Source organism: Vibrio sp. 1CM8B (assembly GCF_023161685.1).
Taxonomy (GTDB): domain Bacteria; phylum Pseudomonadota; class Gammaproteobacteria; order Enterobacterales; family Vibrionaceae; genus Vibrio; species Vibrio coralliirubri.
The window spans coordinates 45,459-63,159 of record NZ_JALNTU010000014.1 but is presented as its reverse complement, the minus strand read 5'-3'; the positions used below and the strand labels follow the sequence as shown (position 1 = coordinate 63,159).

Genomic DNA, 17,701 nt, shown 5'->3' with positions numbered 1-17,701 from the left:
TCATAATAGGCGGTATATAACGCCCCAAATCATGCCAACCATTGAATATATCGTATGCTGATTGGTCACAGTAAAAAACAACCCGATCAACGCAACAGCAGACATAACAAAGATGCTCAAATACTAGCTTAATCCCTGACAATTTCATGACAAAATCGCTCGAAACAGGAATAAAGTACTCGCCCCCGACACGGGGTTGGATTTCACAAAGTCAGATTATCTAACTATAGTAATCCTAACCTCATAATTCTAAGAGACTTTTATGCGTTCACTATCGCGCTTCTTAATCCTCACTTTGGCCATTCTCTCTTGGCCTAGTCATGCCAACTTGGAATATGACTTACAATCTCAGCCGCAGGTATCCGATTCCGCTGTTGATCTCGATGACCGAATTGATTCGTTACCTGATCCCCTCTTTATGGAGCCTTCGGACAGACGCCAAGTCAATATATTGCTTGCTGAAGTGCTACAAGTTCAAAAGCAGGAAATCAAAACCTTCGAGCAACAGATAAAAGCCTACAGAGTGAACAACGACGCCGAACAATGGTTTGCCGTTCAAACCAGTTACGTCACTTTGAATAGCTTGAATGTGAGCAAGCAACACCTGTTAGAGCAGACGAACTCCGCTAATAAAGAGCGTCTAACGGGTTTTGGCCCTTACGGCGTAACTCAATTTAAACAAGAGTGGGAATTAACCAAGCTCAACATTGAGTATCTTGTTTACTTCCAGATTCGTAGCTTTAAAGCGCTCGTTAAAGACATCTTTATTTCGCCAGTGCCTGTGATTGGTGCATCGTTAAAAGTGTTGTTTATCTATTTTGGTTTAGTGTGGTGGCTTGCTAACAGCACTCGCTTGATCGAATTGTTCAGAATTAATTTTCTTGAAGCGAAAACGAACCCTCCATTTTTAGTACGTGTGATCTGGTATATCAGCCGCGCTGATCGTGCGATTGCTTGGTTAATCGCGATTACGCTTTCTCTAAGAGTGCTCTCCAGCATCCCTAGCCTACAACACCTGATTTTCCTTGAGATCTTCACCTGGTGGATTCTAGGTGGTTCGATTGCCATCAGCTTTATTTTGGAATTTGCGTATCGTTTGGGTCGCACATCCAATCAAGAAGTGATTGCGCTGCGCCTATCGACTATTCGCCGTTATGTATGGAGCTTCATTGTTGCGGGTGTGACCCTTCAGATATCGAGCATCACGCTAGGCAAAGGTACTATCTATAGCTGGATCTACAGCGCCCTATTTTTCTGGTTTGTACTGGTTACCATTTCAGTGCTTAGATTATGGCGCGCGAAAGTCTTTGATACGCTGCAACATATCTCCGATCGTCCGGTATGGGTGAACTGGGCAGTAAACCGTAAGGAAACCTTCCTACTCAATATATTAGCGACGGCAATTGGCATCGTATGGTTGAGCGTGTACAGCTTCCAACACCGCATCATGGCCTTGCTATCTAATTACACGCTGTTTAGCCAAGCTTTGGCTTATCTATTTAGAATCGAAGTGGCTAAGCAGTCTGACCTTGATAAAAACCAACAAAACTTGGTTCGAATCAAAGGCGATCAAACCTATGAGTACATCCTGCCGGGTAATATCGACAGCACTCTAATTGATTACGCCGGTGATGAGGTTAAGCAACTGTCTCGCTACCTGATGTCAGACAGCCCTGCTATCTGTATTGTTTCAGGTGAACGTGGTGTGGGCGCAACAACGCTGCTTTATACCCTATTGCACAAAGTCTCTAACGCTGAACCTGTCTACGTAAGTTGCCCTTACGCAGGTTATCAAGAGCTGTTAGCACATCTAGCGGTGAGCATCGGCTTGGAAGAGAAAGCGACTGAGATTCAGATCTTGGCGCACCTTCGTAAAAGCAAGACCACGTACTTGATTGCGATCGACAATGCACAACGTCTAGTTAAGCCAATGGTTGGCGGCCTGTCTGATTTGATTCGTTTAACCAACCTACTGCGCCGTTCTAAAAAGAACCACCGTATCGTGATTTCGATTGCTAAATCGAGCTGGCGATTTGTCGATCGTGCGCGTGGTGAACGTCTGCTGTTTGATTTGGTGTGTTTTCTACCACGTTGGACAGAGAAACAGGTCGGTGAGCTTCTGAATAGCCGTATCAATACAGAGCTTGAGAAGCCGCTGTCGTTTGATGGTTTGGTGGTGCCTAAACAGTGGGACCAAGATGACATGAGCGAGGAAGACCGCGCACGCCAAGGTTTCTACCGAATCTTGTGGCATTACTCTGATGGTAACCCTACCGTTGCTCTGCGCTTCTTCCGACTTTCTTTGAATCGAAACAAAGATACCGATCAAGCCGTGGTGCGCTTGTTCCATGTTCCTGAAGCACAAGAGCTGGAAAACATGCCAAAACCTATGTTGGCTGTGCTTCGCTCTATCGTGCAGTTGGAAATCGCATCTCCGGAAGTCTTGTCTGATTGTACTCAGCTAAGCACGGCTGAGATAACGGGCATTCTGCGTTACTTTGAAAGCCGTGGTTATATTGGTTGGCATGAAGAAAAGGCTCGAATTTCCGAGCACTGGTTCCGCCACATTACTAACGTTCTCGACCGTCAACATCTACTGGTGAAGTAAAATGAAGAAATTATTTATCCTACTATTTGTTGGCTTGGCAAGTGCTGTCAGTTTCCCGACCTTTGCGACGGAAGAGTTAGCCAATGTAGAAAACATCTCAAAGATAGCTAGCCTAGTGCGATGGAGCGGCGTGTTCTTCTCCATGATCGTTATTGCTGCGATGTGGTTACTGCTCAAGTTCATCAACTCAATGGTGACCAGTTTTGGTAGCCAATTCGTGCAATATCGAATGTTGCTACAAAAACTGCAGTCGTTTACTCAGTTCTTTATCTACGTGAGCACTGGTCTTATCGTGTTCATGATGAGCTTTAGAATCAACGACCAAATACTGGCTTTGATTGGTGGTACCCTCGCCGTGTCGGTCGGCTTTGCGCTTAAAGACTTGGCAGCATCATTTATCGCGGGTATCACTGTGATGATTGATAGACCCTTTCAAGTTGGTGACCGTGTCACGTTTGAAGGCAACTACGGTGATATCATTACCATCGGTTTGCGTTCAGTGCGAATGAGAACCCTGAACGATGACATAATTACCATTCCGAACAACAAGTTCTTAAATGAAGTGACCACCAGTGGTAACTACGGTGCGTTGGACATGCAGGTGGTGATTCCGTTTTACGTCGGTATGGATGAAGACATCACCCTAGCCCGCGACCTGATTCAAGAAGCGGCGTCTTCAAGTCGTTACATCCACTTGCCGAAGCCTGTAACGGTTTTGGTTAAACAGACGATTACCGATAACTATCTAGCGATACAGCTAACTTGTAAGGCTTATGTCGTCGATACTGCATATGAGAAGCTGTTTGAAACCGACATTACCCTGCGTGTGATGAAAGAGTTTAAGAAGCACAACATCAACCCACCGAAGATTTCAGTGGCGGCGCATTAGGCTTGATGCTTTAGATGTCTGTTTCTTATAGCAAATGACTAGCGACTAGCCATAAATAAAAACACCTCCGAACTTATCGCAAGTGCGGAGGTGTTTTTTTATGAGCTTTTTATCTTCAAGCGAATAGTCCTATTGATGCTAAACCTTAAAGTATTTCAATTGCTCAGTAAGGTGTTCTGTAGTGTTCGCCATTTTCTGACTGTCTTCTGCAAGCGATTGTGAGGCCTGCAGTACCTCATTTGCAGCGAGATGAATCCCAGTGACACTTTCACTCATTTCAGTGGCTACCGTGCTTTGTTGCTCCGATGCGGCGGCGATCTGTGCGACCATGTCGTTGGCGTTGTGAAGCTCATTCACTATCACATCGAGTTGTTGGCGAGTTTCGTTAGACGCGATAACGCTGTGATCAACCTTCTCGTTACTGCTTTGCATTGCCTTAAAGGTGCGTTCTGCTTGTTGAGTCAGTTTCTCAATTGTGGATTGCACTTCGTTAGTTGAATTCTGAGTGCGGCTAGCAAGGTTACGGACTTCATCAGCAACAACCGCAAATCCTCTTCCTTGCTCTCCTGCACGCGCCGCTTCTATTGCTGCGTTGAGCGCTAACAAGTTCGTTTGTTCTGATACATCACGAATGACACCAACGACTTGGCTTATTTCAGTCACACCTGATTGCAGATCTCTGACTAAGTTGTTCGCGGTCGAAATGTTTTCTGAAACCTGAGATATAGTATCAGACGTTACCTGCATGTTTTGGTCGTTTTGGTTTGCGTGGTCTACAACCTTATTGGTGCTTGCGGCAGTGTTTTCAGCATTAACGGCGACATCAGAAATGGTGGCACTCATTTCTGTCATTGCGGTCGATAACAACTCAAGCTGTGCATGCTGTGAGTTAACACTGGTTGCCGCTTCTTCGCTGGCTTGAGCGATGTGGCTCGCCATATTACTGGATAAATCCGCCGATTCATTGGCTGTGCGAAGCGTGCTTTGCAGTTTGTCGAGCATGGTATCTATTTGCTGACTCATATCGCCCAGTTCATCTTTACGTGTCATGTTCATGCGTACACGAAGATCGCCATCGGCAATCTTATGGGTGTTGTCGATAAGCTTATTTAGTGGCACTAAGATGTTATTTGAAATCGCGTAACCCATCGCAAACAACAGGCCCGACAATACGACCGCAACCAATCCCTCTTTGAGCGCCAATGCATAGAACGCCTCTTGGATGTCCGCAACTAGGATGCCCGAGCCAACAATCCAATTCCACTCTGGGAACAGTTGTACGTAGGAGATCTTGTCTTTGAGTTCACCTTGCGGGCTCATCCATTGGTAATCAAGAAAGCCTTTCTCTTCTGGAGTACGAGAAATGGTGACCATCTCACGCCAGTGGTGTTTCCCCGCACCATCTTTAAAGTTACCCGCGTTCTTGCCATTGAGTTCAGGCTTTAATGGATGGATAACAACGTTGAGTTGCTGGTTTAAGATCCAGAAGTAATTGGTGGTGTCATAACGAAGGGTTTCGATCGCTTGAAGTGCTTGTTTCTTTGCGACCTCTTCACCGAGCACATTACGTTGGTTGTAATAGTAGCTCGCTAAGCTGACTGCAGTTTCGACTTGAGCACTGAGCTTATCTTGGCGCTCTTGCATGGAACTCGCACGCTGCTGCATTAGATTAAAAGTGGACGCCATTACCAATAGAACAACCGATAAAATGACGATGGAGACGAGTTTTGATTTGATAGATAAGTTACTTAATTTCATAGCTGGCTGACTTTATTATTTGTTTTGATTATGGATTTTCGGCCAAGGTATCAAAATTTCGTACAGTTCAGATGATATGCATCAAGATCAAAAGATATACACTGTGTTACATAACCAAAAAGAGGTGCTCGTCAAACCGGCAGAGGTTGAGATTTGGTTTGAGATAGATTAGTAGTGCGGAATTTTCGTGCTTGGGCTAAAACGTTCGTGCAATAGCCCAGGCGCGTTAGAAATATTATCAGATGATGATATCAGTGAATTGGTTCTTAGAACTTATAGGTTTGATACTAGCAATTGAGGCGTCGCTTTCTGTTGAAGATAGATACTAAAGCAACTTCCCTTACCTACCTCCGATTCAACTCGGATCTCGCCGCCAGTTTGGCTCAAGATACTCTGAGACACTGACAACCCTAAGCCTGTGCCATCACGTTTGGTGGTATAGAAAGGCGAGAAAATACGTTTCAGTTGTTCTTCCTTAATACCGCAGCCTTCATCTTGAACATGAACGATAGCGCCGTGAGACACGCCATTTTCAACCCAGTCTTCACTCGAAATGGTTAACGTGCCCTGACCGTCCATTGCATGAATCGCGTTCATTTGTAGGTTAACCAGAATCTGTAGCAATTGGTTTCGATTGACTTCGACTGAGGTTTTAGCGTTCAGCTGTGATACGTACACAATGCCTTTCTTCTTCGCACCTGTTTTTACGAGCGTAATACTTTCATCGACAATTGGATTGATATGTTGCCACGTAATTTCGTCTTGTACGCCACCGTGACGGCTGTATTGAAGCAGGCTTCGCGTGATATTTCGAATTCGGTCAATCTGCTCCATGATCGCGTGGACTTCCTCGTCTACACGGCTCACTTCATCGCCCAGTTCAAACTTCATCAGTTCAACGTTGCCAAGAATCACGGCGGTTGGGTTATTGATCTCATGAGCAATGCCTGCTGTTAATTCACCTAACGCGGCTAGCTTTTCATTGACCACCAGCTTATCTCTGGCTTGATTGAGAAGCTTGATATGCAGTTCGAGTTCTTCAGTTTTCTCTTTCAAACTCGCGGTACGAGAATGCACTTTGCACTCTAGTTCAGACGCCGCTTGTTGAATCTCTTGATTGCGCTCGTGCAGTAGATCCAACATCTTGTCGAATTGTTTAGCGAGCAGTGTCAGTTCGTGTTGATCATCCAAACCTAGCGTACCAATGCGCTTGTCTTGCCCCATCTGTACTAGCTTTACGACCTTATGAATGCGTTCAATTGGGTTAAAAAGATCACGCGCACCACGGTGAACGATCAAGCCGGATGCCAACAGCAGCAACACAATGGTAATGCTGATTTCGCCAAGGTTGGTCAAGTAGGTTTCTATCAGCGGCCAAATCAAATAACCGGTGTAAAGCATACCAATCACATTGTTAAACTGGTCATGGATTGGTTGGTAAGCTGTGATATACCAAGCATCGTAAACATACGCTCGATCTAGCCACTCTTTACCTTCATTCAAGACTTTCGAGTGAACCTCGTGAGAAACACGTGTTCCAATCGCGCGCCCTACACTGTCTTCACTGCTCAAAGGCACGTTGGTGCTAACACGAAGATCATCAAGGAAAACCGTGACCGTACCAATATGACGATTAAACCCTTCTCGTTGTGGATAGATAAGGTTACTGATTTGGTCAACAAGTTGAGTGCTGTTATTCAGTAAGATCCCACCATCTAGAAAACCAATTACATGATCATGTTCATCTTTGATGGATACAACGGTTCGGCTTACCAATCCTCGAGTCTCGACTTCTTGTCCGTTGAGCATCGGAACTTCTGCTTTTTTAGCGAGGTCACGATCGAGATAATTGAGTTCATTACGGCTTAAGACACTGAAAAATGAAGACTTGTGAGTTAAGTTTAGATATTCGAGTTTCTTTTCCATGCTCTCGACACTGCGCCAACGCAGAAAATCGAGCTCATAGCGAGATTTGTTCTCAGACACCCAGCGAGTTAGCTCTTCGTGTGAAAGATCACTCGCGAGTTTGGTTCGAAAGTTATAAGACTCGGCAAACGCACGAACGTTGTATGCTTGCTGATTTTGGATCAGGTGAATACTGTTATCGGCAACATCCAAACGCTCATCAACATCAATCAATGCGCCCTGCCACGTATAGTGAACAGACCAATAAAGAGTGATAGCCACAAGTGCACACAAGGTCAAAATGATCGGTGCAGATGTTAGGAATAATAAGCGGTAACGCACCATGGTTTTGAATCGGAACGTCCATTTAGACCACCAATGACGTCTAATCGGCATATTCTGAACCTTCTGTGTTCCAATCTTTGTACTTACGCTCTAGCGTTTTACGAGCAACACCCAGATCTCTTGCAGCCGCCGACTTATTACCATCATGGAAACTAACAAGCTGTTCTATGTGAGATTTCTCCACTTCTTTGAGTGTCCAGGTGTTTGGATAACCCTCGGCAGCGTCTGCATTATTCAAGTTTGGCATTTCTGCACCATGTGACACCGTCACTGAAATACTAGCCGGTACAGGATCGCCATTAATCTCTCGCCAATAGTGTGCTGGTGGCTTGTCTAACAGAATGCATCGTTCGACTAAATTTTTAAGCTCACGAATATTCCCCGGCCATTCGTATTCATTCATCGCCAATATATCTTCATGCGCCCAGTTTGGAACTGGCATACCAAGCTCTTGTGATAAAAGACGAGTAAAGTATGGAACAAGCTCAATCAAATCTGATGGACGCTCTCTCAATGGCACTACATCGATTTTAAGTACATTGAGTCGGTAGAACAGATCGCGACGGAAGTGGCCTTTATCGACCTCTTCCTGAAGGTTTCGGTTAGTCGCCGCCACCACTCGTACGTCAACGGCAATTTCCTTCTCGCTACCGACCGGACGAATGGTTCTTTGTTCTAATACACGTAACAACGCAGCTTGCATTGGTAGTGGCATTTCACCGATTTCATCAAGGAACAAGGTGCCACCACTTGCGACTCGGAAAAGACCTTCGCGGTTTTTCTTCGCACCAGTAAATGCGCCAGAGGTGTGTCCAAATAATTCACTTTCTAGAAGTTCAGGCGCAATCGCACCACAGTTGATCGGCACAAACGGCCCTGTGCGTTTGCTGGCTTCATGCACGCCACGTGCAACCAGCTCTTTACCCGTACCAGATTCACCTTCTATTAGGACCGATGCTCTAGAAGGTGCAAATTGACTGATAAGTAGTTTAAGTTGTTTAGTCTTGTCTGAATTACCGATTAATTCGGTTTTTATATGACGGCTAACATCGCGCTTCAACGCGTACTGCATTCTTTGGTCAAGGCGTTTGTCCATACAACGCAGAACCGCTTGTATCATTTGTTCTAAGTTGAAAGGCTTAAGAATAAAATCTGAAGCGCCAAGCTTAAGTGCAGATATGGTCATCTCCAGATCGGCATAACCCGTCATGAAAATCACATCGGCGCGTTTGTCGCTATCGTTAAAGGCTTCTTCCCACTCAATACCAGAGCGACCTGGTAGGTTGATATCAAGGACGATGAGATCAAAATGTTCGCTAGAACGTAGCGTTTCAGCTTCTTCAACCGAACCCGCGCTTGATACCTTGCCAAAGAACTTACCTAGTGCTTTCTTTAAGATAGCCTGCATACCCAATTCATCATCGACGACCAAAACGGAAAACGCCTGATACTGAGTCAATGTGTTCGGGTTGAGATTGGATACAGATGAACTAGGTAAAGACATAATGATTAGCCAGTGAGGAAAGTTGGGACAGAGTGTACCAATTAACCTTTTGTCCAACAGGGTCAATGTGCGACATTTTGTCCTAGCTCATGTTTTGATTCATTTTAACGGGGTAAATGGCGCAGTTTTGTCCGAAATAACAGCAATTTAATGAAATCTGATGCATTATTTGTTGGCATTAAGATTGCTTATAAGGTGTAGATTTCTAATTACAACAATTAGCGTCTTATGCACATGCCCTTCTTTGAGCCCTTTAAAACTGAAGGCATGTCATTCATTTATAACAGAATGGACATAATAATAATGAAAGCAATTCCCCTAACTATTGCAGCTCTATCGATCGTCAGTTACACGGCTAGCAGCGCGGAAGACACCACTCATATTAAGTTGGCGACAACCACAAGTACTTATCACTCTGGTCTACTGGACTACTTATTGCCTGAGTTCGAAAAGGATTCTGGTATCAAGGTTGATGTTCTTGCCGCTGGTACAGGTAAATCACTTCGCATGGGTGAAAATGGTGACGTTGATTTGGTGATGACTCACGCACCAAAGGCTGAAGCGAATTTCGTAGAAAAAGGTTACGGCGTTTTACCTCGTAAGTTGATGTACAACGACTTTGTCATCGTCGGCCCACAAAGCGACCCTGCAAAAATTGAATCTCAAAAAGCAGTGGCAGATGTGTTTAAAGCGATCGCGACTAATAACGTGACGTTTGTGTCTCGTGGCGACGACTCTGGTACTCATAAGAAAGAGATGGGTATTTGGGCGCAAACTAAAATTGAACCAAACTTTGGTGGTTACCGCAGTGTTGGTCAAGGCATGGGCCCTACTCTGAACATGGCGTCAGAGATGCAAGGCTACACCATGACAGACCGTGGTACTTGGTTGGCTTACCAAAACAAACTGGATCTAAAAATCCTTTTCCAAGGTGACAAGAACCTCTTCAACCCTTACCAAGTGATTCTGGTCAATCCTGAGCGCTACCCAAGCATTAACTACCAAGCAGCGAAAGTATTCAGTGATTGGTTGGTTAACCCTAAAGGTCAGAAACTGATTAACGACTTTAAACTGCATGGCAAACAACTGTTTGTTGCAAGCGCAGAATAGTTTGTTGTAAGTGAACCGTCGTTTTCTGTAAGTAAAAGTAGCGCTAAGGGTTCAACCCGAATCAATTAGCGCTACGCTTAACTAAACAGTTAACAGAAGCACCTAAGCAATATCGCTTTAAAAACTATCTTGTTTTAACAACAGATCGCTATAAAGCTGTCTCGCTTTAATAACGTTCACGCATAGAAACACAATCATGCTTAAGAGCAATAGCTGACCAACACACACTCAAATAGTTTGGGTCAGCTATGATTAACATCAGTCATTACCGATAAAACCTATTATCGATTTACACGAGATACTTCATGACCCTATGGCAAACAACGATTGATGCAATGAATCTACTTGTGAGTTTTGACCACGAATTGTGGAAAATCGTCGCGGTATCCTTCAGCGTATCTTTGTCCGCCATTTCATTGGTGATTGTTCCTGCAATCCTTATGGCTTTCTTATTGGCTTATACCGAGTTCCCCGGGAAATGGGCTTTGCTTTCAGTGATCAACACCCTGCAAGCGATCCCTACTGTGGTGATCGGTTTGTTGATGTACATGATGCTTTCTCGCTCTGGCCCGTTAGGTGATTGGCAATTGCTGTTCACCCAAAAGGCGATGATTCTAGGTCAGATGGTGATCTGTTTCCCTATCCTAGTTGCGATGATGCACGGCGCTCTGCAGGCCAGTGACCGCCGAGCGGTAGAAACAGCGCGCACACTTGGCGTATCAACAACACGCGTGGCGTGTACCTTGATTTGGGAAACACGTTTTCCTCTATTGGCTGCAACCATTGCTGCCTTCTCTCGTATCGTGACAGAGGTAGGTTGTTCAATGATGGTTGGTGGCAACATTATGGGGATGACAAGAAACATCCCTACAGCTATCGCCATGGAAAGCCACAAAGGCGCATTTGCTCAAGGTGTCGCCCTCGGCATGGTGTTATTAGCATTGGCATTAGCCCTTAACTTTTTCCTTTCCAGTGTGAGAGGAAAAGGCTATTTAAGAACTTAGGAACGCTGTCATGAGTATAAAAATAACAACGCAGCAAATTTCAATGCGCTACAAAGAGCGTGTTTTGTTCCACATTCCCGAATTGTCGATCGGCCCCAACGATGCCATTTATCTCAAAGGAGACAATGGTGTTGGTAAAACGACCCTACTTAAAATCTTGTCTGGATTAATTCAGCCGAGCTCTGGCCGCATTCAATCTCCAACACAGAGCTGGCAACAAAGATTATTCCCTCGACTCAAGTTCAAAGACATCATCTACCTGCATCAAACCCCCTATCTTTTTGATGGCTCGGTGTACCAAAATGTCGCTTATGGCATTCGCTTTAACAAAGAGAGCCAAAAAGATAAGCGAGCTCAAATAATTAATGCATTGAGAATGGTAGGTTTAGAAACCCTGGCAGATGAGCACATTTCTGTGTTGTCTGGCGGTGAGCGTCAACGCGTAGCAATGGCTCGAGCTTGGATTCTTAAGCCTTCAATCTTGCTTATGGATGAACCAAGTGCTTCTTTAGACAAAGAATCTATTGAAAGATTGGTGATTATGGCCGAAGATCTTCTTCAGAGAGGCGCGAGTTTAGTCATCACCAGTCACCAAACTAACGCGTTAACCGATTTATGTAAGAAGCAGTGGTGGATCAAAGACAATACTTTGACCGAATCCCCGCTTCTGCAAGTTATTCAGAAAGATAAAGCACAAGAGAATATTTATGCTGCTTCCAACGCAAACTAGTTGGGTTATTTTGGCTGGCGGACAGGCCAGCCGTATGGGCGGAAAAGATAAAGGACTCGTTGAGCTCAACGGTTCTCCGCTTATTCAATACGTTATAAACAAGCTGTCACAACAAGATGTCAGCATCATTATCAATGCCAATCGTAACTTAGACAGTTATAAAGCATTTGCTCCGGTTGTTTCTGATTCTTTCCCTGACTACCCGGGTCCGTTGGGTGGCATTCATGCTGGCCTTAAAAATGCGAACACCGACTGGGTTGGCTTTGTCCCGTGCGACAGCCCACAAATCAGTGACGACCTTGTTGAGCGTTTTTGTTCTGCAGTTAAAGAAGACAGTGACATTCTTGTCGCGCATGATGGCGAATTTAAGCAACCTGTATTCACCCTATTCCACAAACGTGTTCTACCAAAGTTAGAAGCGTTTTTGGAACGTGGTGATCGTAAAATCATCTTGCTATACAAAGAGTGTGTTACCGAATACGTCGATTTCAGCGATTCTCCTAACTGCTTTGTTAATCTCAACACGCCAGAAGAACTCACCCAATTCGGAACGCTTCAATAATGAAAGATTCTAAACAACGCCCTAACCTTCCTTTATTGGGCTTTGCTGCTTATAGCGGTACAGGCAAAACGACCGTACTTGAAGCCCTGCTTCCTCTGTTGACTGATGCGGGTTTAAAAGTTGGCGTGTTAAAACATGCTCACCACGATTTTGATGTCGATAAGCCGGGTAAAGACAGTTACCGCTTACGTAAAGCGGGCGCGAACCAAATGTTGATTGCTTCTCGTAATCGTCACGTGATGATGACAGAAACACCAGAAGCCGAAGCAGATTTTGATTACCTGCTGACTCGATTTGATACCAACACGCTTGATCTGATTTTGGTTGAAGGCTGTAAGAACATCGCCTTCCCTAAAATTGAACTGCACCGAGATGAAGTGGGCAAACCTTGGTTGTACCCGAACGATAACAACATTATTGCTATCGCGGCAGACAGCCAAGTTGAATCCGATTTGCCACAAATGGCGATCAGCGACTTAGAAGCGATTCGTGATTTCATCATCGATTACGCGCAGTCCTTTGACCTTGCCTCTACAACAGGCAAAGCCGTGTCATGCTCACCTTCAAAAGACACAACGCCCGCAGTGTGTTGTGATTCGTTCTCTCCTGCAGGTTTAACCGTTACTCAAGGTCAGCAAAAGATTGTTGATAGCATTGACGCGTTTGATCTCACAGAGAGTGTTGAATTACTGCAAGGCTACGGCCGCGTGCTGGCTGAAGATGTGATTTCACCAATCAACGTTCCTCAGAATACCAACTCTGCAATGGACGGCTATGCGATTCGTAGTGAAGATCTAGAATTGGACAGCTATAACATCGTTGCTGAAGTCATGGCGGGTCACAGTTATGAAAAAACCGTTCAACAAGGTGAAGCGGTTAAGATCATGACGGGCGCACCAATGCCAGAAGGCGTTGATGTTGTCGTTATGCGCGAACAAGCCGTTCAAGATGGCGATAAAGTGAGCTTCCCTGATGCTAAAATCTCGGTTGGACAAAATGTCCGTATGGCAGGTGAAGATTTAGAAATCGGCCAACCTGTCTTTACACGTGGCACACGCATCGAAGCGCCAGAAATGGGCATGATGGCGTCATTAGGTTTTGGTACCTGCCCTGTTCTGCGTAAAGTGAAAGTGGGTGTGTTCTCAACGGGTGACGAAGTTCAAGCACCGGGTAGCGAGCAAAAACCAAACTCTATCTACGATTCAAACCGTTTCACTATTATTGGTATGCTTCAAAAGCTCGGCTGTGACATCGTCGATTACGGCATCATTGAAGATGACGAACAAAAGATGATGGACGTGCTCCACTCTGCGTCTCTTGAAACCGATATGGTTCTGACTTCTGGTGGTGTGTCTGTTGGTGATGCGGATTACATCAAACTTGCGTTAGATAAGCTGGGTGAAATCAACTTCTGGCGTATCAACATGCGTCCAGGTCGCCCATTGGCTTACGGTAAGATTGAAAACAAACCGTTCTTTGGTTTGCCGGGTAACCCAGTTGCAGTAATGGTGTCGTTTATTAACTTTGTTGAGCCTGCGATCCGCAAGCTTCAAGGTCAAACGAACTGGACACCAGTGAAAGCAAATGCTGTAGCGACGGAACAACTGCGCTCACGCCAAGGCCGTACTGAGTTCAGCCGTGGTGTGTTCTCGATGAATGAATTCGGCGTGCTTGAAGTGAAAACAACGGGTAAGCAAGGTTCAGGTATTCTGCGCTCAATGAGCGAAGCGAACTGCTTAATCGAGATTTCACCTGCGGTTGATACCGTGAAAGTTGGCGAGACAGTGACGATCATTCCTCTGCAAGGTCGCGTTTAACTCAAAGCAAACACTTAAATTGACTTGGCAGCTTTTTAATTGATTTAGAAGATCTTTGTCAAGACACAGACGAAGCCCCTATATAGATTTTTCGATGTTAAGGGGCTTTTTGTTCTTTTCGTTTCGTGAAAAACAACCTGTTCGTTTCCTAAAAGACAAATAGCTTAAATTACGCTAAACGTTTAGAACGATAATCTTAAGATTTCTTACCATTACCTTGAGCCACGTACGGTTTTTATGTAGAGTGCGCGCAAAGTAATAATTCTATTGGAGAGCACCATGGCTCGTACCATTCTGTACACTTACAAAGACGAAGACAAAGAGTTACTGTTTTCAAAACAAGAACACCGCACGATCCAAGAAGCTGTTGCTGCAGCGGAAGGCATCGACATCTCTGAGTATCTAAAAACTGAGCAACAGCTTGAGTTGATTTCTGATACTAAAGCGGTTCGCAACTACCAAGACAACTACTTCCGCAAGCTTGGCTTTACTAAGCTTACGTTGAAGCAAAAAGACAACCTTGGTGTTGGTAAAAAGAAAAAGTAATCCCTCTTGGCTCTTTTCTTGATATGTCGCTTCTAGCTTTTCGTTTGTAGTTAAGCTCTAAGTTCTTAGAGCGAAAGAAACGAAAACACTGAACTATAAAAAATGCCGCAACCTCTTTCGAGATTGCGGCATTTTTATTTGTGCTTTTTAACTATCTAACCTTAGCTAGCTTATCTTAAGTCACGACTACTTAATGTTAAGGAATGCAGCACCACGAACGCCGCCTGAATCACCATGCTTCGCTTTGATGATCTTTGGACATTTCGCTACAGACAATAGGTATTTAGGGATACGCTTTGGCATCTCTTCGTAGATAAGTTCGAAGTTTGAAAGCCCGCCACCCAATGCAACTACGTGTGGATCAAGACCGGTAAACAGGTTCGCGAAACAGATAGCCAATAGCTCCATGAAACGATCAACGTGCTCAGCCGCTTTTGCTTCACCTTCGTTGTACGCTTGAATGATCTCGATTGCTTTCTTCTTCTCACCGAAGTAGTGCTCGTAAATCAATTCAAAGCCACGACCTGATAGGTAGCTGTCTAGACAACCTTTCTTGCCACAACCACAACCGAGTAACGGTGCGTTGTCGCCAAGGTGGAACCAAGCATCAATAGGAAGACGCATATGGCCCAGTTCACCAGCAACGTGGTTACGACCAGAGAACACTTTTCCTTCGTAAACTAAACCGCCACCAAAACCAGTACCTAGAATTAGGCCTGCTACTGATGGTTCGTCTTTAAGCTCGTCATCCCACGCTTCTGAAAGCGCAAAACAGTTCGCATCATTTTCAATTTTCACACTACGACCAATAAGCGCTTCTAGGTCTTTACGTAGTGGTTTCCCCGTTGAAGCTGGCACGTTAACAACCAGCATTGTGCCGTCGTCAGCATCTTCCATACCAGGAAGACCAAGACCAATTTTACCTTCGCAAGAAAATTCGTTGTCGTACTTCTTCACCAAACCGGCAATCGTATCAAGTAGCAGTTGATAATCTTCAGTAGGCGTTGGTACGCGTTCTGTTGCTACTCGCTCAAGTTTTTCATTGAATGCACCAAACTCTATTTTTGTGCCGCCAACATCGAAGCCGTAATACATGAAATCTCTCCAATTTTTCCCTAAATTCGGGCAAATAAATTTTTCAAATTAAACATCTAGGAAGCATTATCCATAACACTCCCCCTACAAACCGTGATAGATAACAAACTTATCTCGTGTTCGAATCTGTTTGAACAACAAGTCAGCACAAAGCGGTTAAAGGTTAGAGTGACGTCTCATTTTTAGTGTGCTCTATGAAAGCGTTCAGGCTTGGTTTGGTTGGATCGGACTTATAACGCGTCTTACTTAGCATGTAGCTTTCGCGAAATGTCTCAAACCACAGCTGTAAAGTCTGAGCGCCCTGCTCTTCACCTGCCTGTTTCAAAACCAAGCTCGCCACTTCTGCAGTCGAAAGATGTTGTTCGTTGTCTGACTTACGCATCATGTATTGCGAAACCGATTCTGGTTCAATCGACAACACGGGTAAGTCTTGCAGATACTCTGAACGACGGAAGATACGCCGCGCTTCTCGCCAACTGCCATCAATAAAAATCAGCAGCAACGTCTTGTTCGAATCTCGCATCTCACAAAGGTCTGCAACCACGCGCGATTTGTCATCGGTATAATCTTCAGGAAAGACCACGACTGGCTGATATTTATCGTCTTTCAGCACATCAAGCATCTCTTGATTCGGTTCAGTGCGGTGCCAAAGGTAGGCATAGCTGTCTTTAACGGTATCAAGGATTAAACGGCCGGTATTACTTGGCTTGAGTATTTCGTTGTCCGATAAGATCAACATGGTCGCGACGTTCGTATTTACGTCTGGTTGATGTTCACAGATACAGCTGTCTTGTTTGATTTTGCAGAACTCACATCGAACCACTTTACACCCGCGCGCGTTAAACGGCTTGGTAGAAAGAGACAAACGGTGTTGATATAAACGGTGAAAAGCGTGGATTCTCATGGACAATAACGATAAATCTAGAAAAGTGGCACGATTGTACTTACAGTGTCCCTAGAATGATAGAAGGAATTCCCATGCAAGACCCATCACTGCTTCGCCTTGTTTGTTTTATTGTCGTTTTCGGACTGTGTGCGCTTTGGGAATACCGCTTTCCACGTAAAACGCTGACTCAGAGTAAATGGTTTCGTTGGGGAAACAACTTTGCGTTAGTCGCTTTGAACAGCTTTCTATTGGCCACTCTAATTCCTATTGCAGCATTCCAAGCGGCGGTTATCGCACAAGACAACCAATGGGGTTTTTTCAATACCCTGTCACTTCCGAAAGAACTCACCATTCTGATCTGTGTATTGCTCTTGGATTGTGCCATTTACCTACAGCACTTGGTGTTTCACCGTGTTCCTTGGTTGTGGAAGCTACATCGAGTTCACCATGCGGACCTCGATATTGATGTCACAACCGGAACGCGCTTTCACCCTATTGAGATGATTCTTTCAATGCTCATCAAGGTGAGTTTGGTGATCGCGCTTGGTGTGCCTGTCATTGCTGTCGTGATCTTTGAAATTGTTCTTAATGCCAGCGCGATGTTTAACCATAGCAATGCACGTCTTCCGTTATGGTTCGATAAACGATTAAGAAAAGTGATTGTGACACCAGACATGCACCGCGTTCATCACTCGGTCATTGTGAAAGAAACCCATTCAAACTTTGGTTTCTTTTTATCTGTGTGGGACATCTGGTTTAAGACTTACCGCGCCCAACCCAAGCTTGGCCATGATAAGGTGCATATTGGTGTTCCCGAGATTCAAGATGGTAAAGAGCAACGGCTAGATTTAATGTTGCGTCAGCCATTTGCACGATTCCCGACAACGAAAGATTAGGTTCGAATTCGGTTGAGTCTCAAGATTATATTGAGACCAACCTTAG

At 44.8% G+C, this 17,701-nt stretch carries 14 protein-coding genes; 9 read left to right on the top strand and 5 right to left on the bottom strand.

All coding sequences use genetic code 11. The features are described 5' to 3' along the window. Nucleotides 1–262 precede the first annotated feature (262 nt). On the top strand, nucleotides 263–2,608 hold the full coding sequence (locus MSG36_RS20260; RefSeq protein WP_122081563.1) for an AAA family ATPase: 2,346 nt from the start codon (nucleotides 263–265) through the stop codon (nucleotides 2,606–2,608). A gap of 1 nt (nucleotide 2,609) precedes the next feature. After that, a complete protein-coding gene (locus tag MSG36_RS20255) occupies nucleotides 2,610–3,497 on the top strand; it encodes a mechanosensitive ion channel domain-containing protein (protein WP_048612067.1) in 888 nt (295 codons plus the stop codon). 138 nt (nucleotides 3,498–3,635) lie between these two features. Here MSG36_RS20255 and MSG36_RS20250 read toward each other — a convergent pair whose 3' ends face one another. The 3 genes from MSG36_RS20250 to MSG36_RS20240 all read right to left on the bottom strand — a co-directional run bounded on the left by MSG36_RS20250 (nucleotide 3,636) and on the right by MSG36_RS20240 (nucleotide 9,009). Then, nucleotides 3,636–5,255 carry a methyl-accepting chemotaxis protein gene (locus MSG36_RS20250; RefSeq protein WP_248369486.1) on the bottom strand — a complete coding sequence of 540 codons (1,620 nt, stop codon included), beginning with the start codon at nucleotides 5,253–5,255 and terminating at the stop codon, nucleotides 3,636–3,638. A 273-nt stretch (nucleotides 5,256–5,528) separates the two neighbouring features. Continuing rightward, complete coding sequence (locus MSG36_RS20245; RefSeq protein ID WP_248369484.1) at nucleotides 5,529–7,556, bottom strand: cache domain-containing protein; 2,028 nt, start codon at nucleotides 7,554–7,556, stop codon at nucleotides 5,529–5,531. Next, a complete protein-coding gene (locus MSG36_RS20240; protein WP_060982039.1) occupies nucleotides 7,546–9,009 on the bottom strand; it encodes a sigma-54 dependent transcriptional regulator in 1,464 nt (487 codons plus the stop codon). The genes MSG36_RS20245 and MSG36_RS20240 overlap by 11 nt, the downstream gene beginning before the upstream one ends. A gap of 303 nt (nucleotides 9,010–9,312) precedes the next feature. Between MSG36_RS20240 and MSG36_RS20235 the strand changes: the two genes are divergently transcribed. The 6 genes from MSG36_RS20235 (at nucleotide 9,313) to MSG36_RS20210 (ending at nucleotide 14,778) form a co-directional block, all read left to right on the top strand. Then, nucleotides 9,313–10,119, top strand: coding sequence for a substrate-binding domain-containing protein (locus MSG36_RS20235; protein ID WP_017059611.1), 807 nt, complete (start codon nucleotides 9,313–9,315; stop codon nucleotides 10,117–10,119). A 305-nt stretch (nucleotides 10,120–10,424) separates the two neighbouring features. Next, nucleotides 10,425–11,123 carry an ABC transporter permease gene (locus tag MSG36_RS20230; protein ID WP_017067174.1) on the top strand — a complete coding sequence of 233 codons (699 nt, stop codon included), beginning with the start codon at nucleotides 10,425–10,427 and terminating at the stop codon, nucleotides 11,121–11,123. A gap of 10 nt (nucleotides 11,124–11,133) precedes the next feature. Continuing rightward, on the top strand, nucleotides 11,134–11,853 hold the full coding sequence (locus tag MSG36_RS20225) for an energy-coupling factor ABC transporter ATP-binding protein (RefSeq protein ID WP_017067175.1): 720 nt from the start codon (nucleotides 11,134–11,136) through the stop codon (nucleotides 11,851–11,853). Beyond that, on the top strand, nucleotides 11,831–12,415 hold the full coding sequence (gene mobA / locus MSG36_RS20220; RefSeq protein WP_048611024.1) for a molybdenum cofactor guanylyltransferase MobA: 585 nt from the start codon (nucleotides 11,831–11,833) through the stop codon (nucleotides 12,413–12,415). The genes MSG36_RS20225 and mobA overlap by 23 nt, the downstream gene beginning before the upstream one ends. After that, nucleotides 12,415–14,232: a bifunctional molybdopterin-guanine dinucleotide biosynthesis adaptor protein MobB/molybdopterin molybdotransferase MoeA gene (locus tag MSG36_RS20215; RefSeq protein ID WP_248369482.1), complete on the top strand. Its 1,818-nt coding sequence runs from the start codon at nucleotides 12,415–12,417 to the stop codon at nucleotides 14,230–14,232. Before mobA ends, MSG36_RS20215 begins: the two co-directional genes overlap by 1 nt. Before the next feature lie 279 nt (nucleotides 14,233–14,511). Further along, the gene (locus MSG36_RS20210; protein ID WP_017063882.1) at nucleotides 14,512–14,778 is read left to right on the top strand and encodes a DUF2960 family protein; all 267 of its coding nucleotides are present in this window, start codon (nucleotides 14,512–14,514) and stop codon (nucleotides 14,776–14,778) included. A gap of 186 nt (nucleotides 14,779–14,964) precedes the next feature. Here MSG36_RS20210 and nagK read toward each other — a convergent pair whose 3' ends face one another. Continuing rightward, nucleotides 14,965–15,873, bottom strand: a complete 909-nt coding sequence (gene nagK, locus MSG36_RS20205; protein ID WP_050621335.1) for an N-acetylglucosamine kinase — start codon at nucleotides 15,871–15,873, stop codon at nucleotides 14,965–14,967. Nucleotides 15,874–16,036: 163 nt separating this feature from the next. Continuing rightward, nucleotides 16,037–16,783 (bottom strand): tRNA-uridine aminocarboxypropyltransferase, encoded by a 747-nt coding sequence (locus MSG36_RS20200; protein ID WP_248369480.1) that lies wholly within the window; start codon nucleotides 16,781–16,783, stop codon nucleotides 16,037–16,039. A gap of 68 nt (nucleotides 16,784–16,851) precedes the next feature. Here MSG36_RS20200 and MSG36_RS20195 point away from each other — a divergent pair, with 68 nt between their 5' ends. After that, nucleotides 16,852–17,655: a sterol desaturase family protein gene (locus MSG36_RS20195; RefSeq protein ID WP_248369478.1), complete on the top strand. Its 804-nt coding sequence runs from the start codon at nucleotides 16,852–16,854 to the stop codon at nucleotides 17,653–17,655. Nucleotides 17,656–17,701: the final 46 nt, after the last annotated feature.